21 protein-coding genes are annotated in these 23,643 nt (G+C 46.5%); 13 read left to right on the top strand and 8 right to left on the bottom strand.

All coding sequences use genetic code 11. From position 1 onward, the window contains the following. Positions 1–34 precede the first annotated feature (34 nt). Together ACX5KA_RS11240 and ACX5KA_RS11235 are read left to right on the top strand one after the other, a co-directional pair. Complete coding sequence (locus ACX5KA_RS11240) at positions 35–3,445, top strand: conjugal transfer protein TraG N-terminal domain-containing protein (RefSeq protein WP_458731181.1); 3,411 nt, start codon at positions 35–37, stop codon at positions 3,443–3,445. A gap of 11 nt (positions 3,446–3,456) precedes the next feature. Then, entirely contained in the window at positions 3,457–3,744 is a 288-nt protein-coding gene (locus ACX5KA_RS11235) for a hypothetical protein (protein ID WP_126841013.1), read from the top strand. Between the two features lie 35 nt (positions 3,745–3,779). On the opposite strand, the gene ACX5KA_RS11230 is transcribed toward ACX5KA_RS11235, so the two are convergent. Further along, the gene (locus ACX5KA_RS11230) at positions 3,780–4,055 is read right to left on the bottom strand and encodes a hypothetical protein (protein ID WP_458731180.1); all 276 of its coding nucleotides are present in this window, start codon (positions 4,053–4,055) and stop codon (positions 3,780–3,782) included. 197 nt (positions 4,056–4,252) lie between these two features. Here ACX5KA_RS11230 and ACX5KA_RS11225 point away from each other — a divergent pair, with 197 nt between their 5' ends. From ACX5KA_RS11225 to ACX5KA_RS11195, 7 genes are all read left to right on the top strand, one after another. Further along, positions 4,253–4,426, top strand: a complete 174-nt coding sequence (locus ACX5KA_RS11225; RefSeq protein WP_172515170.1) for a hypothetical protein — start codon at positions 4,253–4,255, stop codon at positions 4,424–4,426. Between the two features lie 2 nt (positions 4,427–4,428). Further along, entirely contained in the window at positions 4,429–5,052 is a 624-nt protein-coding gene (locus ACX5KA_RS11220; RefSeq protein ID WP_458731179.1) for a hypothetical protein, read from the top strand. Next, positions 5,049–5,636 carry a FlhC family transcriptional regulator gene (locus tag ACX5KA_RS11215; protein ID WP_458731178.1) on the top strand — a complete coding sequence of 196 codons (588 nt, stop codon included), beginning with the start codon at positions 5,049–5,051 and terminating at the stop codon, positions 5,634–5,636. The genes ACX5KA_RS11220 and ACX5KA_RS11215 overlap by 4 nt, the downstream gene beginning before the upstream one ends. Before the next feature lie 149 nt (positions 5,637–5,785). Next, a complete protein-coding gene (gene traN / locus ACX5KA_RS11210; protein ID WP_458731177.1) occupies positions 5,786–8,620 on the top strand; it encodes a conjugal transfer mating pair stabilization protein TraN in 2,835 nt (944 codons plus the stop codon). Positions 8,621–8,734: 114 nt separating this feature from the next. After that, complete coding sequence (locus tag ACX5KA_RS11205; RefSeq protein ID WP_458731176.1) at positions 8,735–8,956, top strand: helix-turn-helix transcriptional regulator; 222 nt, start codon at positions 8,735–8,737, stop codon at positions 8,954–8,956. Continuing rightward, on the top strand, positions 8,956–9,792 hold the full coding sequence (locus ACX5KA_RS11200) for a replication protein RepA (RefSeq protein WP_458731175.1): 837 nt from the start codon (positions 8,956–8,958) through the stop codon (positions 9,790–9,792). The genes ACX5KA_RS11205 and ACX5KA_RS11200 overlap by 1 nt, the downstream gene beginning before the upstream one ends. Positions 9,793–10,377: 585 nt before the next feature. Further along, the gene (locus ACX5KA_RS11195) at positions 10,378–10,755 is read left to right on the top strand and encodes a helix-turn-helix domain-containing protein (protein WP_458731174.1); all 378 of its coding nucleotides are present in this window, start codon (positions 10,378–10,380) and stop codon (positions 10,753–10,755) included. Here the strand turns inward: ACX5KA_RS11195 and ACX5KA_RS11190 are convergent. From ACX5KA_RS11190 to rpmH, 7 genes are all read right to left on the bottom strand, one after another. Next, a complete protein-coding gene (locus ACX5KA_RS11190) occupies positions 10,745–11,965 on the bottom strand; it encodes a site-specific integrase (protein ID WP_068812299.1) in 1,221 nt (406 codons plus the stop codon). The genes ACX5KA_RS11195 and ACX5KA_RS11190 overlap by 11 nt on opposite strands. A 203-nt stretch (positions 11,966–12,168) precedes the next feature. Next, the gene (gene mnmE / locus ACX5KA_RS11185; protein WP_458731173.1) at positions 12,169–13,557 is read right to left on the bottom strand and encodes a tRNA uridine-5-carboxymethylaminomethyl(34) synthesis GTPase MnmE; all 1,389 of its coding nucleotides are present in this window, start codon (positions 13,555–13,557) and stop codon (positions 12,169–12,171) included. A gap of 2 nt (positions 13,558–13,559) precedes the next feature. After that, complete coding sequence (locus ACX5KA_RS11180; RefSeq protein ID WP_014977844.1) at positions 13,560–14,042, bottom strand: YajQ family cyclic di-GMP-binding protein; 483 nt, start codon at positions 14,040–14,042, stop codon at positions 13,560–13,562. A 64-nt stretch (positions 14,043–14,106) separates the two neighbouring features. Then, a complete protein-coding gene (yidC, locus tag ACX5KA_RS11175) occupies positions 14,107–15,765 on the bottom strand; it encodes a membrane protein insertase YidC (protein ID WP_171337503.1) in 1,659 nt (552 codons plus the stop codon). Between the two features lie 10 nt (positions 15,766–15,775). After that, positions 15,776–16,024 (bottom strand): membrane protein insertion efficiency factor YidD, encoded by a 249-nt coding sequence (gene yidD, locus ACX5KA_RS11170; protein ID WP_458731188.1) that lies wholly within the window; start codon positions 16,022–16,024, stop codon positions 15,776–15,778. Then, a complete protein-coding gene (rnpA, locus tag ACX5KA_RS11165; RefSeq protein WP_015000154.1) occupies positions 16,009–16,368 on the bottom strand; it encodes a ribonuclease P protein component in 360 nt (119 codons plus the stop codon). The genes yidD and rnpA overlap by 16 nt, the downstream gene beginning before the upstream one ends. A gap of 16 nt (positions 16,369–16,384) precedes the next feature. Beyond that, positions 16,385–16,519 carry a 50S ribosomal protein L34 gene (gene rpmH / locus ACX5KA_RS11160; RefSeq protein ID WP_014290886.1) on the bottom strand — a complete coding sequence of 45 codons (135 nt, stop codon included), beginning with the start codon at positions 16,517–16,519 and terminating at the stop codon, positions 16,385–16,387. Between the two features lie 625 nt (positions 16,520–17,144). Between rpmH and dnaA the strand changes: the two genes are divergently transcribed. The 4 genes from dnaA (at position 17,145) to gyrB (ending at position 23,578) form a co-directional block, all read left to right on the top strand. Beyond that, positions 17,145–18,803, top strand: coding sequence for a chromosomal replication initiator protein DnaA (dnaA, locus tag ACX5KA_RS11155; protein WP_458731172.1), 1,659 nt, complete (start codon positions 17,145–17,147; stop codon positions 18,801–18,803). Positions 18,804–18,835: 32 nt separating this feature from the next. Then, positions 18,836–19,936, top strand: a complete 1,101-nt coding sequence (gene dnaN / locus ACX5KA_RS11150; RefSeq protein WP_012516526.1) for a DNA polymerase III subunit beta — start codon at positions 18,836–18,838, stop codon at positions 19,934–19,936. A 124-nt stretch (positions 19,937–20,060) separates the two neighbouring features. After that, positions 20,061–21,149 carry a DNA replication/repair protein RecF gene (gene recF, locus ACX5KA_RS11145; protein ID WP_458731171.1) on the top strand — a complete coding sequence of 363 codons (1,089 nt, stop codon included), beginning with the start codon at positions 20,061–20,063 and terminating at the stop codon, positions 21,147–21,149. Between the two features lie 8 nt (positions 21,150–21,157). After that, positions 21,158–23,578, top strand: a complete 2,421-nt coding sequence (gene gyrB / locus ACX5KA_RS11140) for a DNA topoisomerase (ATP-hydrolyzing) subunit B (protein WP_458731170.1) — start codon at positions 21,158–21,160, stop codon at positions 23,576–23,578. Positions 23,579–23,643 lie beyond the last annotated feature (65 nt).

The raw sequence follows: 23,643 nt of genomic DNA, 5'->3' as shown, positions 1-23,643 counted from the left end.
GTATGAGGGGGAGTTTTTAACAGGAGATTTCCCAATGTGGACCATACACTCTGTCGGTGATTCGGCATTCTTGGAGCAGATATTAATTGCTGTTTCCATGATTACTGGGACCGGCGACTTCACAACGATGGCATCGATAGGACTGTTGATTGGTGTTTTAATCGTTTTCTTTCAATCAATAATGAGTGGAGCTAAGGAGATTCAGATTGGCTCAATTCTCGTGGCTTGGATTTTTTACGCCATGGCTTTTGGGCCTTCGACGACTGTACTAATTGAAGACGCCTATTCTGGCGAAGTTAGAGTGGTAGATAATGTTCCAGTTCTAGTAGCCGCTGGCTCTATAGTTTCGAGAGTTGGGTACTCGATCACTGAACTTTTTGAACAGGGATACTCTGTTCCCTCTCAAGGAACGACCAAAAGTCATTTTGCTGACTCTCTTAGTATCATAAACAACATACAACGAGCAGCAACAAAGCCTATTGTGTTTAAAGCAATGGATGATGCCATTGGTGGTGAAGGAGTTAACGTGGAGCTTTCAATTCACAATTACATTCGGGAGTGCACGCTAACCAAAGTTGACTTACATCAGGCGTCAATACAAGACCTATTTACTTTGCCTGCATTGCAAGCAATACGCTTTAGTTCTGACTTATATGGAACTCGGCTTTACCTTGGAGGAACACCTCAAGATTACACCTGTTCCGATGGTTATGTTGCACTCACGGACGCCCTGAATGAAGTAAAAGGAAGCTATATTTTCCAAGATGCTATTGAGCGTGCAATGAACGATGTGAGTGGCGGAGCTACGGGAGTAAATATGGCAAGCCGTCTCTCTGATGCTATGGCAAATTTGGGAATGGTTGGTTCTGACGCTCAGGACTACATGTTAACTACTGTACTAAAGCCTTTGTACGAAGATGCTGCCAAGGGAAAATACCAGGACCTGCGTGATTTTTCGTCGGCCATTATGTTGAATCAAGCAATTCAGCAAAGAAATACACAATGGGCTGCTGAGCAAACGATGTTTATGACTATTGCGCGCCCAGTGATGGCATTTTTTGAGGGGTTTGTTTATGCAATAGCGCCTTTAGCCGGATTTTTTATGCTAATGGGTCGTTTTGGTATTGGCCTAGTTGGCAAGTATTTAGTTGCTCTTGCATGGATTCAGCTTTGGATGCCTACTTTATCGATTATCAATCTTTATATTCACATGTCCGCTACAGGTGAATTGAGTGCTCTGGAGAACGACCCATTTTCCACTTTTCACGGGATAAGCGAGGCATACCAGATAACATCCCATTGGGTTGCAACGGGAGGCATGTTAGTGGCTGCAACACCGGTACTTACCCTGTTTATGATTACCGGCTCTACTTATGCTTTTACCAGTTTAGCCGGTCGCATTGGCGGAAAAGATCACATTGACGAAAAAATTCCAAGCCCTGACGCGATGAAGCCATCACCAGTACTAGAAATGATGCCAAAGGGCCAATTTGATGACTTCCGAGGGCTTCAACTTACCGGTTCCGAGAGCATGGTAGACAAAGTTAATGTCGGGAACATGCTCAGTAGTGCGGTTAGTTCCTCCCAGGCATCGTCAGCCCAGGCAACACAGTCATTTGCATCCCAGCTTTCTAATTCGGTTTTCTCTGGGGCCTCTGCTGAACAAAGCTACGCTCGTTTACAAGGGCTTGGGCAATCCCTTCGTGCATCTGACTCTTCACAGGCACAGGCGATTTACGGCCAAGCTCAGGATTACGCTCGACAATATGGTTTGAATGAGAGCCATACAGATGCCATTGCTGGGGCGATTGGTATGCAAGCCAGTGCGAACGTTGATGCCGGGCAGGTTGCGGGAGCCCTGTTGGCTGGCCCTGCTGGAATGGCAATAGCGAAGGCTGCACCTGTCGATGTAAAAGGAGGTATTTCCGGATCGGCAACTTCTACGTCCACTGATCAACGTCAGCAACTGACAGGTGATATGGACCGGCTTGCCAAAAATGTCGGTTTCACTGATAGCGATTCAGCAGCTTTGACTAGGGATATAGCTCGTCAGGTCAATACGCAGAGTGGTCAGCGCTTTACGAACTCTCTTGGAGAGGAGCAGCGTGAGCAGTTTTCTGAACCCGCGCCCAAAGCCATAACAGCACAAAATACTTATCAGCGTCTCGCCAGCGCTCAATCGAGCATTGGAACGACGAGTGCAATGGATATGAGAGCCCTAGCGGAGACAGTAACCAGCAGTCCTGAAGCTCATTCACAGCTAAGAGATGGGATGCGGATGGCTTCACCCGAAACACGCCAACTTGCGGCTGAGAAATCCCAGTTTTATGAAGCGTTGGGAATGGATTCAGCAAGAGCAACCGCAGGTGGTCAGCTCTATGCGCTTCTTAACTCTGGTAAAGCATCGGAACAGGCTATTGCTGCCGAAACCATCGCAAGTGCTACGGGCAGCGCGACAACCGTGAAAGATTCCAATGCACAGCAAGATCTTTTGGAAAGCTCTCCAGCGATAACGCATGGGATAGGTGCGCGAGAGCTTCAAGAACCCCAGAACATGTCGAACGAACAAAGAAATCAGGCAAGGGCAGGCGTGCCTGGGGAGAGCGTAGTGCTTCAGCGTCATAACCAAAACCTAAGCCACGTAGAAGCGGCAGACTCTGAAAACAGAGACGACTACCGGGGAGAGCGGCTCGGTGCTCTGAGAAGTCAAATTATGGCGTCTGAAGTCGAGCCATCTACCTCGGCGAGTATCTTCTCTACTACCGAGGGTATTGGCCGATTCTTCGACCAAGTAGTTGGTGGGGTTAGTGCTGGAGCAGGCGGTTTCTCGGATGATTTCGCAGGTTCGATGGAGCACCTAGCGGCCATGACTCCCCAAGAACGCGACCAGTTTATCGCTGATTCAAACCGTGGTGATCAGTACATCCAGGATGAGTACGGCGTAGCGGGTCATATCGCGACTGGAGCCGCAGACCTGGGGCGTTCGATTATCGGTGCCGGAGTCAGCGGATACACAGCGGCCAAAGAGTGGATTACTGGAGAAAGTGATTTGTCGGAAGCTGCTAAAGACATGTCCATTAGGGAACGTGGAATGTTCTTTGCGGCAGCGTTTGCCAGTGCATCGGAGGAAGGTGCGGAGCACGCACAGCGTTTTGTTGAGCAATACGGTGACGAGTTCCGTGAGCTGGCAGCCCAAACGGCTGTTAATGAGCATGGCCTTCAGTCTGAAGCCGGTGCGCAACTGTTTGCGTCGTCGCTACTGGGAGCAAGTGACGGGCGTGAAGCTGAATACAGGCAGCAACTTCAAAGTGAGTTCGGCGGTGACGCCGATCTGGCAAACAAAGCAGCAGACATTATTGAGGCTTCTGCGGGTGCTGGGCGCGAGCAGGCCGGGGGTTATCTGATGCCAGTAAGCCGCTATATGGCTGTACAGAATGGAGAGTAAAGGAGCGTTTCATGAAAAGAGAAGCTGTGGCAGTGATTGATAAGATTATTGGACACGCGGAAGCGGGCGAATTCATGGCACCCTGCGGGGAAAAGATGAGGATGCGAATATACGCTCATAGAGAAAATATGCGCTCGATCATTCTGACTAATGCTCTGCTTGAAAAGCTGGCGAAGAAAGCGGGTGTAAGGGCGTTCGAAATGAAGATCGCAGCTCTAAGCGTTCGGTTACCAATCGGGCGGAGATATGACACTAGGCGATTAGCGGGAAAAGGGATTGAAATTTTGTTAACTCGATAACGTACCTTAGAGAGCTGGTTTCATCCAGCTCTCTTCTATTGGCCTGTCCAAGGTTGACCGTCCCATTTTTCAAATTGCGATCCTGAACCATCTGGCGATGTGAACGGAATCCTGTCTATTTGGCTGTCATCCCAAACTGACGAACGGTCCTGCTGTGATGAATGTACGTTGCAACCTGATTGTGCGTTCCTTTTGCTAACAGTAAAGCTCAAAATTAACGCGAGCGGAATGAGCGATAATATCAAGCCGCCGATGCCAGCAAGTTTGTAACTAACGAACAAAGTTGAAAGGACGAAGATTAATAGTTTCATAGCCTATTTTCCGATAAAAATTACCCTAATTTAAATCCTACCCCTGATCTCTATAAATGCAAGTCGCTCAATATTCTGTTCATAGAACCATAAAATGATACTGTAAAAAAACACAGTAAAACCCCTTGCATATCCCGGATCTCGTGTTATTTATATTGATATGTTTTGCAATGCTTTGCTTTGATTGAGGAGTAGTTATGTTTGCTGAAAAATGTCTTTGGTTTGTGCTTGTAGGGTTCATCTACTTTGTTATTGGACAGTTGCTGACTTCAGGTGATTTAGCCTATTTTGCGCTGTCTGTTGCCGGTGGGGTTGCACTTACTCTGTATCTGCCAAAATCTTACAAGAAGCGATTCGCAGAGGAGGCGTAACAATGTCACCTCTACTTTCAATGTCCGATCTGGATAACCAGGCTGCTCAGATTACTGAGCAGCGCCCAGACAAAAATGTGTTTGAGTTGGATCTCACCCTTTGGAACCTGCTGGCAACTCTCTGCCGCCATGCTCCCAGCGTGGCCAGAGAGCAGTTTTCACTACCACAAAGTACGGTTGTGGCCTTAGCTGTCACGCCATCTCATGAATTGTCCAAGTTGGCTTCAGGCGTAGTTTTAAGCTTTCAGTTGCACACGCCGGAACCGGACGTATGTGATTTTCTGTATCGTGAATACGAGCGTGCTATTCCACCTGGTTTCGCAGGAATGGAGGGTGTAGAGCGAGAGTTTGACGTGACGTACTGGCTGACGCTCAGAAACTTAGCTCGCCGAGACGCTCCAATGGCCGCAACCGCATTTGGTGTCAGCCAGTCACTGGCGAAGGCTGTGGCCGAGGCTACCGACAATCAGATCCGTCAACTGGTTACAGAAATTTGTACAGCCTGCACTCTCAGATTTAGTTCGGAGATCGTCGAAGGTCTGTTGCCCTCAGCAGACCTTCGTAAGCGTAGGCAGGCGTTCTTCATGAAGTATCAGCAGTGCTTGTCGGTGGGAGGCAACGTATGAATACCCGTAACAATCCGCTACACCTGTGGGTTCAAGCACGTGAGATGGCTCTCATGGGATACGTAACCCGCATTATCATTCTGGAGACTGGGTTGACAGATAAACAGGTACGCAGGATTTACCGAGATCTGGAAGATGATGGGATGGAGGTCGGCAAAAACAGGACCTCCAACACCATCAAAAGTGGCGCTTCTTTGGTAACGAATCAGCTTTCCAAGCTCCATGCTTCGCTTCTGATGGGGTTTTATCGACAGATAGGTGGAAGCGCCATTGAATCCTCGACCTGCATTTCGGCACTGAATCGCGCATACCGGATGTATCGTGCAGCAAACACTGAGATTGCGCCTGTCAGCTCGCCGATGGGCAAGGAGGCATTTCAGATGTTCACAATTTCGGATGCCTGGTGCTTAGCGTCGGAGATGCGCTCTGGGGACGCAATGTTTGAGCATTGTTGCGACTGCGGGTGTGAATTTTTCACCTCTGTGAATCAGGCGACGGGAATACACTGCCCGCACTGTTTTCAGCCACCGAATGCGAAGAGTGCGGCGATGCCAGCGGTTGAAGTCTTCGCTGAGCCAGCTTGAGCTACCTTTCGCCGCCTTTGAAAAACTTTCACATGTGAAAGGAAATTTGGTCAATTTAACGCTATGCGCCCAAAACGGTAAATTACACATCCGCTGGAAGCGCCGAATGCTCGATATGATCTCTCGAAAAGATTTTTGGAGAGGTCGTTATGCGAAATTCACCAGGCTTGATGAGAGCCATTGCCTACCTTTTAACTGTCACCACGACTCTGATGCCCCTTCACGGCGTGGCTCAAGAGTCACCTGAAGTTGATACTCAGGACTTTTTAAGTCAGCTCGGTCGCGAAGGCCAGAATCTGGGTATCGAACTGGGGCGCGAGGCAAAAAATACTCCGGCTAAGGTCCAAAATGGGCAAATTACAATCCCCACCATGGACGAAAACGGCAACCTCCAATACCAGGGAGGAACTCAGTTCAGTGTTCAAAGCCTGTACCCAGGTAGCAACCCTTCCAACGCCTCGGTGCAGAACGAATACTTCTCCGATGGCATAGCTCCTGACCTCAACCAGCTCCAGGGGATCTATGACTCGGAAGAGGGGATGGGCGAAACCGGTAGTGAGGCGAAGGACACGCTCTGGGAGGATGCCTACAGTGACACCCCTTCCATCTCAGGCGCGGCGTATAAAGTTCTGGTGGATTCCTCAAACCAGAGTCGCCCGGATTTCAGTTCCGACCCTATGCTGGGGCTCACCAACGCCACATACGAAAACATTGATGTGATTGCTGAGGGCTTCGGTGACTGTTCCGCCGAAACAACCTTCGATGAAATCACCATGTCGGTACATAACCCGGAGTACGAAACTTGCGACCGTGTGACCGACAAGAGTGCCACCTGTGAAGTCATCCACGATTATGAAGCGGCAGTGGTGAAGCACCATGACGGTCCATACAACATTTCACCATGCGATGGTGCTGGCGGTGGGTGTTCTGACGTGTGGATTGGTAAGGTGGGAGACAACTACTGGAGTGGTAGCTGCTCAATTTACGAAGAATTCACGGAAATCAAAATCGTTAATCCTGCTGCCATTACTCAGGCCACGCTAATACGCGCCAAGTGGGACGACTACATGCAGATATGGATTGGTGAGCCTGGTGAAGAAGTAAAGGTTTGGTCTGGCCCCAATAACAATTTCCCACCAGAGACAGCCGCCGGTGCGTGTGAATTGAGTACAAGCTGGGACGAGAACCCTAATCTCGATCTGACCAGATACTTCCGGAACGCTCCTGAAGACTCAGTGATTCGCTTCAAAATCCGCGTATCAGTCTCCGGCGAGGGTGAAGGTTTCGGCAAGATTCGCATCAAGTACGACCCCTCCAAGGCCATCATCAAAGATGAATGGTCACCGGATAGCTGTATTGAATCTGCTACTGGCGTGGTGGACGGCTTTGCAGAGGGGAGCCTGACCTGCGTGGACGATCCGCGTGACGCGGAAGGCTGCACCTACACGAATGGCATCAAAATCTGCGAGGACAGCCTGAAACCTTCTCCCATCCCAGGTATCCCTAATCTGTGCAAAAAGGTCGATGTTGTGGCTGATTTCGACTTCTACAAAGGAGAGATGGATTGCTACACCGATGTTAATGGCGAAGAACAATGCCCGGTCAACGAAGGCGGGAATCTAAATACGTGCCAGCAGTACGAAGAAAACCCGCAGTGCGGCTTTATAAGCTCGGAGTGTGTTGATGGTGCTCAGGGTAACTCCGGTGTGTGCTACGTCAAAGAGGAGACGTGGGACTGCGGGAGTAGTGTGGACATCGACACCGTTGAGAAAAACACTGAATACCAGTGCGGTGGAGCTATCCGCTGCATGGGCGACGACTGCCTCGACCCGACACAATCCAACGACCAGACCGCGAACTTCGCGAAAGCCTCAGCGTTGCTGAACGCTGCTCAGTTTATGACTCAGGACATGAGCTGCACCGGCCAAGATGACGATGGCAATGCGACTGGGGATGAGAACGTGACCTGCACCGCGTTCGGTGGTGAGGCGGGGGAATGCAAGATTGCCGTCGGCGGAGTTTCAGACTGCTGTGAGAAACCCTCCAACGTTAGCATGGCTGATTACCTGATGATGATTCGCCAGGTTCCGAAGCTTGATGGTGCAGTCTTGGCGCTTGAGGACACCAATATCATCAAAAGCTCGTACCAAACTCTTCGTGAGCCAGTCATGAACGCTTGGACGGAGGTGTCTCAGCCGTTTACAAACTACATGGATAATATTTCTGGTGCCGTTGAGGAGATATGGTCGCCCATCGAGGAACTGAAGAACCAGCTCATCGAGAAGCTGAAAGAGCAGGCTAAAGGTATGTTGCAGGACGTGATGGGTAATTTGGCACAGGATGGCGCGACCGAGGCGGCAGCTACTGCTACGGCAGATAGAGCGGCTGAGGAGGCAATGACCGAAATGGCGAGTCAAGCCGCCTCGATGCTCGGGGCGGCAATGACGGTCTATACGGTGTACGTGGTCGCGATAGCGGTGATTCAAATGGTCTATGCCTGCGAGCAGGAAGAGCTGGAGATGAACACCAAGCGGGCAACGGATAGCTGCACCTATGTTGGCTCATACTGCAAGGAAGAGGTGCTTGGTGCCTGCATCGAGAAGCGCAAAGCGTACTGCTGCTTCAACTCACCACTGTCTCGAATCATCCAGGAACAGGTGCGGCCTCAGTTTGGTCAGGACTTCGGAACCCCTAAGAATCCGAGTTGTGGAGGCATTCCCTTTGAGCAGATCTCTCAAATCAATTGGGATGAGGTTAATCTCGATGAGTGGCTGGCTATTCTTCAGCAGAACGGTCAGTTTCCCAATGGATCCAATATATCTATGGACGCCCTCACAGGCTCTGGCAGTGTCTTCAATATCGACGGGGACCGTTTGCCTGCCGATCAGCGTGCAATGGATCGCGTTGATGACATAGACGTGGATGCAAAGCGTCGGGAGGCAATGGACAAAATAGAAGTGAATCTGGGCGGGCCAGGAACCTAACGATAAAAATACTGAAAAACTGCCTTATGCGCCCAAAATGGTAAAAAGCGCGTTCTTCGGTTAAAGGTAGTTAAACCGAAAATAGCTCCTAGAGAAATCAAAGGAGCTATTTTTATGAAATCCCAAAAGAAAGATCGAGAGCGTGACGTTGAGTCGGACGTGCTTTTAACGGTACGTGATGTCCAGCGACTTTTACGCATTTCCAATCCGACGCTGAGCCGCATTCGGGCAGATAAGAACGCTGATTTTCCAAAACCCATTGCTGTAACTACAAAAGCGGTACGCTGGAAGCGCACCGACGTAGAGGATTGGCTTGAGCGTCGGAAGGTGGATTGATGGGTGGCAAGCCGTTTACTGCCTACCATCAAAGTCTTATTGAGCAGGCAGAAAATCAAGAGCTGAACCCTGAAACATGGTTCATGCCGCAACTGTTTTGCCAGCTTAGTCCATTGCCGGCGGCCAATACCGATAAAAACCTGTTTCAGCGCACCAATGGCAATGTCAAAGTGTCGGTATTGTCCAGCGAACGTGTTCCCGCTGGGGGCTTGGTAAGGCTTTTATTGGCATGGTTAACGACACAAGCCAAGCGACAGAAAAGCCCGGAGTTATTAATTGATACCAGTCAGAGTCAGTTTTTAAAAAATCTGGGGCTATCAAATTCCGGGCGTTACGCGGCTCTTGTTTTGGACCAGGTTAACCGTTTGGCGCGCTCTTCCTTCCAGATTGAGCGGGTTGTGGAGCATGGGGTAGAAATTGAGAATGTTTTGGTATCTCGGAAAGCGCTGATTACTATGCGTCCTGGGAAGAACTCTGGCTGGTCATCCACGATCCGCTTGGATGAGGAATTTTATCAGGGCATTTTGAGCAATGCTGTGCCAGTTTCTGCCCACGCGATTAAAGCTTTGACCAAAAACCCACTTGCCATTGATTTTTATTGTTGGTGGAATTGGCGAGTTCATTCAATGTCGCGTAGAAAGCAAATTGAAATCCCCCTCGATGCCCTGAAGCTTCAGTTCAGCAGTGAAACGAAAGAGCGGAGAGACTTCCGCCGCAAGCTGGAAAATGCCGCAATATTAGCGTCTATTTTCCATCATGAGATTTTCAACAGCACGCTTTTTCAAAGCGATAAACTGATAATTACCAAGACGAACCCTCATATCGCCCCTAAGTGACAAAAAAGCCTCGGGGCGAATCCTTCTTTGTTCGCATCTCCTCATTCAAAGCCCTATCTCGTCTACTTCGATTACGGTAATTATGATAATTACAGCCCCTACGGGCTGTATTCTGGTTGAGTCGAATTCGCTCCCATGGTGGATAACCCTGTTTATAACCAATGTTATCCACGTCACTAGCGCCACGCAGTAGCCAAGCCTGTGAAATCAAGGGCTCCGGCGAGTTTTGGCAAGTTATCCACGACACTAGCGCCACGCCAGTCACGTCACTAGCGCCACGCCTGTACGACACTAGCGCCACGCCTATAATTGATTTTTTAACAATAAACCAATGAATCTAAAGGAAAAATCGTTGCATTGGACAGTCTGCAAGTAGTTCTTTCAAGTAGTTTTAAACAAATAATAAATTACAACTATTGGTGACAGGGGAAATGTGGACAGTCGGTCGGACTGACGTAGGCACTTTCCAGAAAATTTTCTCGATTCCGCTCAAACCGCCCAAAATGGGCAAAAGCAGACCCGTCGTTTCACACCTCTCTCCTTCATCATAAACCCATCAAAGCGAATCAAAGACAATGTGGGTGAATGATGTCTGAAACAGAACAGTTATCGTGCGTGATGAATGAATTGGCAGAAATCAAAAAAATCTTGGCTGATTTCGTTTCGGGAACAGCGTCGAACGACACCAGTAACGTGAACCTCCCTCCTTCTGGAAAGGAGTATCTTACTGTCGATGAGGCGGCAGCTTTGATCGGTTCAAAGCGGAGCTATATCTACAAGCTGACTCATGAGAAGCGAATCAGCTTTACAAAGCCGGGGGGGAATCGTGTATTGATTAAACGCTCGGACCTTTTGGATTGGGTTGAGGCCAACCGCATCAAATCTCAGAAGGATGTGCAGAACGACGTTGAGCAGTTTATGAAGAACTCTCGCCGTCCTGGACGTAAAGCGCCTAAGCGATAGCCATGGGGACTGCCTGCCCGCAATGGGAGCATCTGTTATTCTCACTTTCACGCTCTTTGAATATGTCTGGAAAGCTTCTCATGGCCGTTACTCGACGGCTTTCGAGAATATCAGCATAGTCTTCAGTTGTTCTCAGCTCTGAGTGTCCAAGGAGCCGAGAAAGAGAATAAATATCAACACCACGGTTAAGTTGGGCTACGGCGAATGTATGTCTCCCGACGTGAAACGTGACATGCTTTGTTATTCCAGCTCTCATTGCCCACTTCTCTAAAGCGACATTAAAGTAGCTGTTGTATTTTAGGCCGACGAACACTCTGTCTTCTGGTTCGCCCTTTCGATCTATATCCAACAGCTTTACAGCCGAATCTGGAAGGTCCAGATATACAAGGGATTTTCCACCGTTCTTAAGCTTTTTCTGGTCAAAAATGATTCGATAGTGGCCAGGCTCAAACTCTTCGATTTCACTCCATGTGAGTTTATTGATGTCACTCCACCGGAGACCGGTAGTGCAACTGAACAAAAAAGCCCGCTTCAGGACATCGTAGCGACATTCCGCTTTTGTCAACGCTCGAACCTCATCCAGTGAGAGGTAGGTTCGCTTAGTGTTCTCTGGCTTGACACTTTTCACTCGTTGAACCGGATTATCCCTGATGATGCCCTCTCGATATGCTTCATTCAGAGCAGCTCGGATCTTATTGAAGTAGCTCGATGCAGTATTTTTGGCAAGCTTGGTTTTCGATTTGGTGAGCTTCTCCTCCAGTAGGTACTTCCGTAAGCCTTCAAGAAACTGCTTATCAATCTCCTCAAAGGTGAGTTCAGCTCTGCCGTGGTAGTTTCTGAGGTGCTTACCTGCCGAGATCCAGATTGAATAATTAGATGCGCTTCCGGATTCTTTGGTCGAGGTTAATTGGTCGTAGTAGTCGAAGAAGCTTGAGGCCAGTTTCACGCGGTCTTCAAGCTGGAATTTATTGGCATGTGCTTCAACGAGACGTGCAGACCTCGCAGCTTCTGCCTGACGCATCATCTCCTTGTTGTGCTGCCGCTCAGCCTGGGTCTTGGGGTTGTGATACACGTACAGCTCAAGAGGCTCGTAATCCCGCTTAGGCCGCTTTTTTCCGTCCTCCCCTTCGACCACACCGTAGTAGTACACCAGGCGAAGCTGCTGTAGCCCCTTCGAGTTGGGGTTCCTCTTGTTAACAGATACCTTCATGTTTGCTCCAATTTTGATCCCATTGCTCCCGAATTCTAACCTTGGAGCAAATCGGGATCAATTTATAGTGAAACGGAGCAAATTAGAAGAAAACGCGGGAAAAAGGTTTTTGAGGTAAAAGCGGATATTGCCCTTAGAAAACAATAAGTTATTTTGATATGTTTTGATAGGTTTCACGGGGCTTTACCACTTCAGAATGAGGTTCACTTCCCAATACAGAACGATGAAAAAATCTTTCCAAGTAGGTCGTCTGACGTGAATTCACCGGTTATCTCACATAGTGCCTGGTGAGCCAAGCGCAATTCTTCAGCAAGCAACTCACCCGCCATAGCGTCATGCAGTTGTTGTTCGCCTGTGCTTACATAACTGTAGGCTTGGTCGAGTGCGTCTATGTGTCGTCTGCGCGCGATAAATTGACCTTCAGTTGTAGTATCGAAGCCCATGGTTTTTGCCAGATGTGCTTTTAGCGTGTCGATGCCGCTACCTTCTTTGGCTGATAGATTAATGACTGAGATTTCACCTTGCTCGGTGGCAACTGTGCTTTGTCCAATATCTAAGGTACTAAGGTCGGCCTTGTTACGAACTACGGTAACGGGAATGCCTTGTGGCAATCGGGCCATAAATTCTGGCCATATTTCATAAGGGTCGATTACTGCGGTTGCGGTAGAGTCCACAACAAATAACACATGATCAGCTTCATTAATGGCTTGCCACGCGCGCTCAATACCAATTTGTTCCACTTTATCTGGGCTTTCTCGAAGTCCTGCTGTGTCGATAATGTGAACAGGCATACCATCAATGTGAATATGCTCTTTAAGTACGTCTCGTGTGGTACCGGCTATATCGGTAACAATGGCGCTATCACGTCCTGCCAGGGCGTTTAATAAGCTCGATTTACCGGCGTTAGGGCGCCCCGCAATCACCACCTGCATACCTTCGCGCAACAAGGTGCCTTGTTTAGCCTGCTCGCGTACTTTGGTTAAGCTTTGCATGATTGCGCTTAAGTCACCTGATACTTTCCCATCAGATAAGAAATCAATTTCTTCTTCAGGAAAATCGATGGCCGCTTCTACGTACATACGCAGGTGCACGATTTGGTCAGATAGCGTTTGAATTTGTGTAGAAAACTCACCCTGTAGGGAGCGCAACGCACTTTTGGCTGCCTGTTTAGAGCTTGCATCAATCAAGTCAGCAATCGCCTCTGCTTGAGCAAGGTCTAACTTATCATTTAAAAAGGCCTGTTCACTGAATTCACCTGGATTGGCAAGCCGGGCATGGCCCGTTGCAAGTACGGCATCAATCAGCATGTCCATGACAACTTGACCGCCATGGCCCTGCAGTTCAAGTACATCTTCACCGGTAAATGAATTAGGCCCTTTAAAAAACAGTGCTATGCCCTGGTCTATTACGCTGTTGTTAGCATCAACAAACGGCGTATAGGTCGCAAGACGTGGTGTTAGTGCGCTTGGTACTAACGCCTCTGCAATAGCTTTAGCCTTAGGACCTGAAACACGCACAATACCTACGCCGCCACGACCGGGCGCTGTCGCTTGTGCGGTAATAGTGTCGGTAGAAAGGGTGAGTGATTCCATAATTAGTCGCGGAAGTTCTTAAATTGGAAAGGTTGGCCTAAGTTCGACTCTTTAACCAGCGAAATCACTTGCTGCAAATCATCACGCTTTTTACCTGTTACGCGAAGTTCTTCGCCTTGAATAGCCGTTTGCACTTTGATTTTGGCGTCTTTCACCAGCTTCACAATCTTCTTCGCCATCGGCTGCTCAATACCTTCTTTAAAGGTAATGGTCTGACGGTAAGTTCTACCGTGTGCATCGTAGGGTTTAACATCCATAGATGAGGTGTCTACGTTACGTTTAGACATCGCCGTTCTAAACATGCTTTCCATTTGCTGAAGTTGGAATTCAGCTTCGGCCTTCATGACCACAGTTTTATCTTTGTACTCAAAGCTCGCGTCAATACCGCGAAAGTCGAAACGCGTTGATAGCTCACGGCTTGCGTTTTCAGTGGCGTTGCGTACTTCTTCCATGTTGATTTCAGAAACAATATCAAATGATGGCACAGGTTATTCCTCTTAAGACAAAACAGCCCGCATAGGCGGGCTGTATAATTCATTGATCAGCGTGTTATTTACTGCTGATGCCCCGCTTCTCCATTGAAGCATAAATCATTTTGGCTTGAACCAAGGTAATCACGTTACTGACTAGCCAGTATAGTACCAGACCTGCAGGGAACCACAGGAAGAATACACTCATTGCTACCGGCATCCATTGCATGATTTTCTGCTGCATTGGATCAGTAATGGTGGTTGGCTGAAGTTTTTGCAATAGGTACATACTTGCGCCAGTTAGAATTGGCAGCACAAAGTATGGGTCTTTTGTAGAAAGGTCAGTGATCCAAAGCACAAAGTCTGCATGGCGTAGTTCAACACTCTCCATCAGTACCCAATAAAGCGCAAGGAAGATTGGCATTTGCAGAAGAAGAGGTAAGCAACCGCCCATTGGGTTTACTTTCTCTTTGCGGTAAAGCTCCATCATAGCTTGAGACATTTTTTGTCTGTCGTCGCCAAAACGGTCTTTTAGCTGCTGCATCTTAGGTGCTAAGTTGCGCATACGTGCCATTGACTCGTATTGCTTCTTAGTTAGCCAGTACATCGCGCCTTTCACTACAATAGTGATAAGGATAATTGCCACACCCCAGTTATTAACTAGGCTATGAAGGAAGGTAAGAAGGGCGAACAGCGGCTGTGAAATCCAGAAAAGAATACCGTAATCAACGGTTAGGTCTAGGCCGCGCGCAATCTTCGCTAGGCTTTCTTGATCTTTAGGACCCATATAAAGGGTAGACGCAAGGGTTTTGGTTTCACCAGGCGCTACGCTTTCAGACGGAGACAATACACCAATTACCGCATACTGATTTTTCAGGTTACGAGAATAAAGCGTGTTCGTTTGCTCTTGAGAAGGTACCCATGCTGATACAAAGTAATGTTCAAGCATGCCAACCCAACCCGCTTTCGTGGTTTCGCGTAGGTTGTCATCTTCAATCTCGTCAAACGAGTACTTCTGGTAGCGGTCATCTTCTGTTGAATATGCAGCACCACGGTACGTTGGCATAAACATGTTGCTGTCGTCTTCAAACTCCATCACTTGTTTAAGCTGTGCATACGGCTGAACCGTTGCTGCGCTGCCAGTACCATTTTCCACGCTATAGCTTACGTTTACGTCGTACTGACCTTTAGTGAAAGTGAAGGTTTTGGTAACTGACAAGCCTTGGTTATTTTTCCATGTAAGAGGAATAACAAGGGTGTCGCCAGTCATTTCATAATAGTCACTTTGTGCATTATACACCGGGCGGCCACTGCTGCTTGCATCAGGCCCTTGAGCACCTATTAGGCCACTTTGCGCTACATAAAGACCGTTGCCAGAGCGAAGTAGGCTGTAAGGAATATCCGAACCTTGCTCTACCGGAAACTTAAGTAAGTCTGCTGATACTACATCGCCGCCTAGCAAATCGATGCGTAAATCAAGCGTATCGGTTTTTACTTCAATAATGCGGTTTGAGCTTTGCGCCGCTGCGATAGGTTGTGCAGCAGGAACGCTATCACTACTAGGTACATCTTCGCTGCCATTTTCATTAAATGACGGTACGCCTTGTGATGTCTCTTGCGTTTGTTGTTGTTCAACAGGCACAACTGGCTGTGGCCCATAATCTTTTTGCCATGATTGCCAAAGCAAAAAGCTAACTAGCGCAAGGCCAATTATCAGAAAACTACGTTGCGATTCCATAGAGGTCTCTTTATTTTGAGTGTTTATCTTGTTGTTTTTCCGGCACTGGATCATATCCGCCGGCATGCAAAGGGTGGCATTTTAATATGCGTTTAATAGATAACCAACCGCCTTTTACTAATCCGTGCGTTTTTAATGCGCCTATAGCATACCAAGAACAAGAAGGATGGAAACGACATCGTTGCCCTAACATAGGGGAAATGAACCATTGATAAAATTTTATCAATGCCAAAGGCACTGCAATTAAGAGTTGCCGCAACGCTTGTTTAATTTTTTCCATAGCTTGTCCAATGTAGCGAAAACTTCTTGGTTGCTAAGGTTGTCAGCGCCAGACTTGCCAATAACGATAATATCGACATTGGGTAAGTTGTGCTGTTTATGCCTAAAACTTTCTCTGACTAATCGTTTCAAACGATTTCTATCGTGAGCTTTACGAATACGTTTTTTCGCAAGCGTAATGCCTAAACGAGGAGTTGAAAGTGTATTTTTTCTGGCTAGAACAGTAAAAGAGGGAGATACAGCTGGGGTTGCGTTATCAAACACATAGGTAAAGTGGGTGGGAGTTAACAGACGTAACTCCCTAGAAAAATTATTCTCGCCCACTTTGGCGTCTTTCTAATTAAGCTGAAAGACGTGCGCGGCCTTTTGCACGGCGAGCTGCTAGTACTTTACGACCATTTTTAGTCGCCATACGAGCACGAAAACCGTGAGAACGCTTGCGCTTTAGATTGCTCGGTTGAAATGTTCTTTTCATGACCAAAGTCTCACTTATATTTAGTTAAACATAGGCGTTTTTGGTAACACATCATGCTGTTGCCAGAACAATGTGGTGTTTTCACCAGAAAAGCCCATCGAAAAAGGACGCTGAATTCTAGAGATCTCGGGGCGTGCTGTCAATGCATATTCTCGCTTTTCGGACGAATAAGTGAACAATTTTTGCTTTTTCTAATCGATAGCTTAATCGATAACGCAGTTTCCGTACAAATCGTCTGTGAATAACGCATAAAATCTAGTTAGGTTATCCACAGTGGATTGTGAAAAACCTAGGAGAAGTTATAAATTGCAAGGTGATCTAACGGTTTTCTAGTACAAATTTAGAATGAATTTCTCTCGTTATAGTATGTTTTGATCTAAAAGATAAGTTCTTTAAAATCAATCATGTAAATATTTGATCAAAAAGATCGATCCGGATCACCATTTACATTGTGTTGATAACGTAAGATAATCCACAGCGATTAAAACGATAACTTAATTTCTCGCTGCTACCCAACACTTCCAACGCTATTTTCTTCTAATGGCGCTTTTTAGTGCCTGCTTTTCTATGCTTGGCTTTTCAGGAGTTGGTTTTTCTAGCGAGTTACGGGAGCTACTTACGTACCATGTCCTTGTGGAACCAATGCCTTGAAAGATTGCGTCAAGAATTACCGACGCAGCAATTTAGTATGTGGATACGACCGCTTGTTTGCGAAGAACAAGAAGGCGTGGTAGCGCTCTATGCTCCTAATCGTTTTGTACTTGATTGGGTGAGAGATAAGTACCTCAATAACATTACTGCGCTACTTAAAGAGTTCGCTGGGAATGATGCACCACAATTGCGTTTAGAAGTGATGAATCGTCACAGCGTAAGTCGTAGCCAAACTCCTATGGGTACTAGTGGTTCAGCGGCTGCTTTAAGTGCGCCGAATAATCAATTAAGTAAGCCAATTACGCCTTCAGGCGGTCAAGGGTATCAGGGCTATAATACCGGCAATCAGTCTGCTCAAAGTGGTAGCAACGGTCAGCATCCATCCTCTTATTCACCAATGCCGAATAATGGTATGCCTTCAACGGCCGGTAATACTGGTGGTCAGGGGCAAAACAATCAATTTTCACAATCGTCGTCTTACTCACAGAATACGGATCAAAATGATCGTGCTACGCAACATCCTGATCGCAATGGATATAATGCTTATGCAGATCAAGCGCCAAGGTCTTCCACACCGCCTAAAGTGATCCCGATCCCTGAGGCGATGAAGCATAAAAGTAATATCAATCCAACTTACCAGTTCGATAACTTCGTTGAAGGTAAATCTAACCAGCTTGCACGTGCGGCTGCGACTCAAGTTGCAAATAACCCAGGCGGTTCTTACAACCCATTATTTATTTATGGCGGAACGGGCTTAGGTAAAACTCACTTATTACATGCTGTGGGTAATGGCATCGTAGCAAATAATGGCGACGCTAAAATTGTATACATGCATTCTGAGCGCTTTGTACAGGATATGGTTAAGGCGCTACAAAATAACGCTATTGAGGACTTTAAGCGCTTCTATCGCAGCGTTGATGCGTTACTTATCGATGATATTCAATTCTTTGCTAATAAAGAGCGTTCACAAGAAGAGTTCTTCCACACGTTCAATGCGCTTCTTGAAGGTAACCAACAAATCATCCTTACTTCTGATAGATATCCTAAAGAGATTGATGGGGTAGAGGATCGATTGAAATCGCGCTTCGGTTGGGGTTTAACCATTGCTATAGAGCCACCAGAGCTTGAAACCCGAGTAGCTATTTTGATGCGCAAAGCGGCAGAGAACCGGATTCACTTACCTAATGAAGTGGCGTTCTTTATAGCTAAGCGATTGCGTTCAAACGTACGCGAGCTCGAGGGTGCACTAAACCGTGTTATTGCTAACGCAAACTTTACCGGTCGCCCTATCACTATTGATTTCGTTCGCGAAGCGCTTCGAGACCTTCTCGCACTTCAAGAAAAATTGGTAACCGTTGATAATATTCAGAAAACCGTCGCAGATTATTATAAGATAAAAGTAGCTGATATTTTGTCTAAACGACGTAGTCGTAGTGTGGCGCGTCCTCGCCAAGTCGCGATGGCGCTGGCCAAAGAACTTACCAACCACAGTTTACCTGAACTAGGAAATGCGTTTGGTGGACGAGACCACACTACGGTTTTACACGCTTGTAGAAAAATAGAGCAGCTAAGAGAAGAAAGTCATGATATAAAAGAGGACTATAAGAACCTCATTAGGACTTTGTCTTCCTAACACCACGACCTTAGAGGCGAGATAGCACTGCGATGAAATTTACTATAAGCCGCGAACAATTTTTACAACCCCTACAGTTGGTATCTGGTGCTGTAGAGCGTAGACACACACTGCCAATTCTTTCCAATGTTCTCATCAAAGTAAGTGAGGACGCACTTTGGCTTACTGGTACAGATTTAGAGGTAGAACTAATTTCTAGCGTGAAATTAGAAGGTGAATTCACGGAAGGTGAAATTACTGTTCCTGCTAAAAAGCTGTTTGATATTATTCGTGGTATTTCTGAAGGAACAGATATTCATTTCTCGTTAGACGGCAGTAAAGCACTTATTCGTGCCGGTCGAGGTCGTTATACGCTTTCTACTTTATCTGCCAACGACTACCCAAATTTAGAAGATTGGGAAGGTGAAGTTGAGTTTGAATTATCGTGCAGTGATCTAAAACGTCTTATTGATGCAACGAGCTTTTCAATGGCTCAACAAGACGTACGTTATTACTTAAATGGTATGTCCCTTGAAACGGAAGAGAATATCATTCGTACCGTTGCAACAGACGGTCACCGCCTTGCACTTTGTCGCCTAAACTATGAGACCGCGTTGCCATCTCGTCAGGTGATTATTCCACGTAAAGGCGTGTTAGAAATTTCTCGTCTTATTAGCGAGGATGACAAATCTCTTAAGGTGCAAATAGGCGCCAACCATCTTCGAATTTTCTCAAACGATTTCATTTTCACTTCGAAACTAGTTGATGGCAGATTTCCTGATTATCGCCGTGTGTTACCTCAAAATGGCGACAAGGAAATTATTGCGAGTAAAGCTGTATTAAAAGAAGCATTCTCACGTGCGGCCATTCTATCTAACGAGAAGTTTAGAGGCGTACGATTAAACTTGTCTTCTGGTGAGCTCAAGATAACGGCGAATAACCCAGAGCAAGAAGAAGCGGAAGAAATCGTTGATGTTCAGTATCAAGGTGACGATTTAGAAATTGGCTTTAACGTTGCCTATCTAATTGACGTATTGAACGCGCTTGGATCTGATGGTGTTAAAGTGAGCCTATCAGACTCAAACGCGAGTGCGCTAATCGAAGATGATGCTGATGACGCCGCGTTATACGTAATTATGCCAATGCGACTGTAGTTACTGCTACATTAAGTATTTGCAGCGTTTCGCATATCCACGTTATTTTGTTATTTAAATTATCAATTCAAGAAGCGATGTGTGTTGACACACCTCGCTTCTTTTCTTTCATCAGTGTGACCTCATGAAACTGGACCGCGTCCAGATTACACAGTTTCGTAATCTTACTTCCGTATCACTTTCTCCTTCACCAGCTTTAACCATCATTAAAGGGGTAAATGGGAGTGGGAAATCCTCGTTAATCGAAGCACTTTACTACCTTGGTTTTGGACGTTCTTTTAGAACAAATAAACACAGCTCGGTTATTCAAAATGAGAAGAACAGCTTCAGTGTTTTCGCTTCATGCAAAACTGAAGAAGGGGATGAATTAAAGCTAGGCTTTCAACGAAGTAGAAATGAGACATTCACTTGTAGTATTAACGGTGAGCATTCAAATAAGTTATCAGATTTAGTTAGCCTAGTACCACTTCAACTTTTTACTCCACAGAGTACTGACCTTATAATTGGTTCGCCTTCCGAACGTCGACGTTTTTGTGATTGGGGATTGTTTCACGTGGAACATCAGTTTCAATCACTTGCTAATCAGTATGGTAAATTTTTAAAACATAGAAATGCCTTACTGAAACAGCAGGCAAATCTAAGCGCACCACAAAATCAATATTGGGAGTCTCAGTTCTCAGAACTAGGTGAGTCTCTATCGGCTACGCGTCAGGAATATGTGGATACCCTTACGCCTATTTTTAAGCAGTACGCGCAAGAATTTCTTCCTAACTTCGATGTGGAATTAAGTTACTATAAAGGGTGGGAAAAAGATGTCGGTTTATCAGAAAGCCTAGTTAAAAAACGTGAGTATGATGGTAAAATAGGACATACCTCTTCTGGGCCCCATAAAGCCGATTTAAGGCTTAAAGTGAATGGAGTAAACGCCCAGGAGCTTTTATCGAGAGGGCAGCTTAGAATGGCTGTGGCAGCGCTTCAGATGTCACAGACTAAGCTATTTAACTCGGCAACGCAGCGTAAAAGTATCTTTTTACTTGATGATGTAGGTGCCGAACTAGATGCCGATAAAAGAGAACAATTTATTGATGGGTTGCTCAAAATGGATACGCAGGTTTTCGTTACTGCAATAGAATCCACGCAGCTCGCTTTTATACAAAAATACAACGAAAAGAAAATGTTTCACGTGGAACATGGAAGCGTGAAAGAGGAGTAAAAGCTAGTATGTCAGCAGAGAACAACTACGACTCGTCCAGTATTAAAGTACTTAAAGGATTAGATGCCGTAAGAAAGCGTCCTGGTATGTATATCGGTGATACTGATGATGGTACCGGATTACACCACATGGTTTTCGAGGTGGTCGATAACTCTATCGATGAAGCACTTGCTGGACATTGTTCTGAGATTACTGTGCTCATTCACAGCGATGGCTCAGTATCTGTGTCTGACGATGGACGTGGTATACCAACCGAATTGCACCCAGAAGAGGGTGTATCTGCAGCTGAAGTTATCATGACGGTTCTTCACGCCGGCGGTAAGTTCGACGATAACTCTTATAAAGTATCGGGCGGTTTGCACGGTGTAGGTGTATCAGTAGTAAACGCACTTTCAAGCCGACTGAAGCTTCGTATTCGTCGCGGTGGTAAAGCGCATGAACAAGAATATCATCATGGTGTTCCACAGGCGCCGCTAGCGGTAACAGGCGATACAGATAAAACGGGAACTATGATCCGTTTCTGGCCAAGTTCAGACACTTTCACAGATACGCTTTACCACTACGATATTCTTGCTAAACGTCTTCGTGAACTATCATTTTTGAACTCTGGTGTGTCGATTCGCTTGAAAGACGAACGCGATGGAAAAGAAGACCACTTCATGTACGAAGGTGGTATCAAAGCGTTCGTTGAGTACCTAAATGAAAAGAAAACACCTGTTCACCAGAAAGTGTTTCATTTCAGCAGTGAACAAGAAGACGGTATTGCAGTAGAAGTAGCGATGCAATGGAACGATAGTTTCCAAGAGAACGTGTTCTGTTTCACCAACAACATTCCTCAGCGCGATGGCGGTACTCACTTGGCGGGCTTCCGTGGAGCGTTGACGCGTACATTGAATAACTACATGGAAAAGGAAGGCCTGAACAAAAAGGCTAAAACGAATGCCAGTGGTGACGACGCGCGTGAAGGTCTAACCGCGGTTATTTCCGTTAAAGTACCAGATCCAAAATTTAGCTCACAGACTAAAGATAAGCTTGTATCTTCTGAAGTTCGTCCAGCTGTTGAATCGGCAATGAATGAAAAGCTAGCAGAGTTCTTATTAGAAAACCCTGCAGAAAGTAAAATCATTGCGAGTAAAATTATCGATGCTGCTCGTGCTCGTGAAGCTGCACGAAAGGCCCGTGAAATGACACGCCGTAAAGGTGCGCTCGACTTGGCTGGTCTGCCGGGTAAGCTAGCTGACTGTCAGGAAAAAGATCCTGCACTTAGTGAACTATACATAGTGGAGGGTGACTCTGCGGGCGGTTCAGCTAAGCAGGGTCGTAACCGTAAAAACCAAGCTATTCTGCCGCTTAAAGGTAAAATCCTAAACGTTGAGAAAGCGCGTTTTGATAAGATGCTTTCTTCTCAGGAAGTTGCGACGCTTATCACGGCACTAGGTTGTGGTATCGGTCGTGACGAGTATGACCCTGAAAAATTACGCTATCACAGCATCATCATCATGACCGATGCTGACGTAGATGGTTCTCACATTCGTACGCTTCTACTCACATTTTTCTATCGTCAAATGCCTGAAATCATTGAGCGTGGATATGTATATATTGCACAGCCTCCGCTTTACAAAGTGAAGAAGGGTAAACAAGAACAGTATCTTAAAGATGACGATGCGTTAACTAACTACCTAACATCAATCGCAATTGACGGTGCGTCTTTGCACACTAGCGATGAAGACCCAGGTATTAGTGGTGTAGGCCTTGAAAACCTTGTTAAGCAGTACCAATCGGTAGAGAAGATGATTGCACGTATGAAACGTCTTATGCCTGCATCTATCCTTTACAGAATGCTTTACACGCCTACGCTAAACCTTGAAGACCTTAAAGATGAATCTGCACTAGAGCATGTGGCGAAACACTTCGTAGAGCAGCTTAAAGAGCGCGAAAACGACGGTGCTACATACCGTTATGAAATTCGCACTGATGCTGAACTTAGCGAGTACTACATCACAATCATTATGCGTATGCACGGTATCGATTATGAGTACGTTATCGATCATGAGTTTATTGAGTCGTCTGAATATCAGCGCCTTAAAGAGCTTAACCTTGCTATCAATGACATGATGGGTAAAGACGCTTACATCCAGCGTGGCGAACGTAGACAGCCAGTTGAGTCTTTCAAAGAAGCCCTAGAGTGGCTAATGAATGAAGCGAAACGCGGCCAATACATTCAGCGCTATAAAGGGCTAGGTGAGATGAACCCTGAGCAACTCTGGGAAACCACCATGGACCCAGAAAGCCGCCGTATGCTTCAAGTTACCATTGAGGATGCCATTGGTTGTGATCAGCTGTTCACTACATTGATGGGTGACCAAGTAGAGCCTCGTCGAGAGTTTATCGAAGCTAATGCACTTAAAGTGGAAAACTTAGACGTGTAGAGCTTTTAGCTATTTGAAAAAAGCGACCAACGGGTTAATGCCAGTCAGTTAAGCTGACTGGCATT

The sequence above is a fragment of the Alteromonas alvinellae genome (genome assembly GCF_902705805.1).
This window is presented reverse-complemented; position numbering and strand designations above follow the sequence as displayed.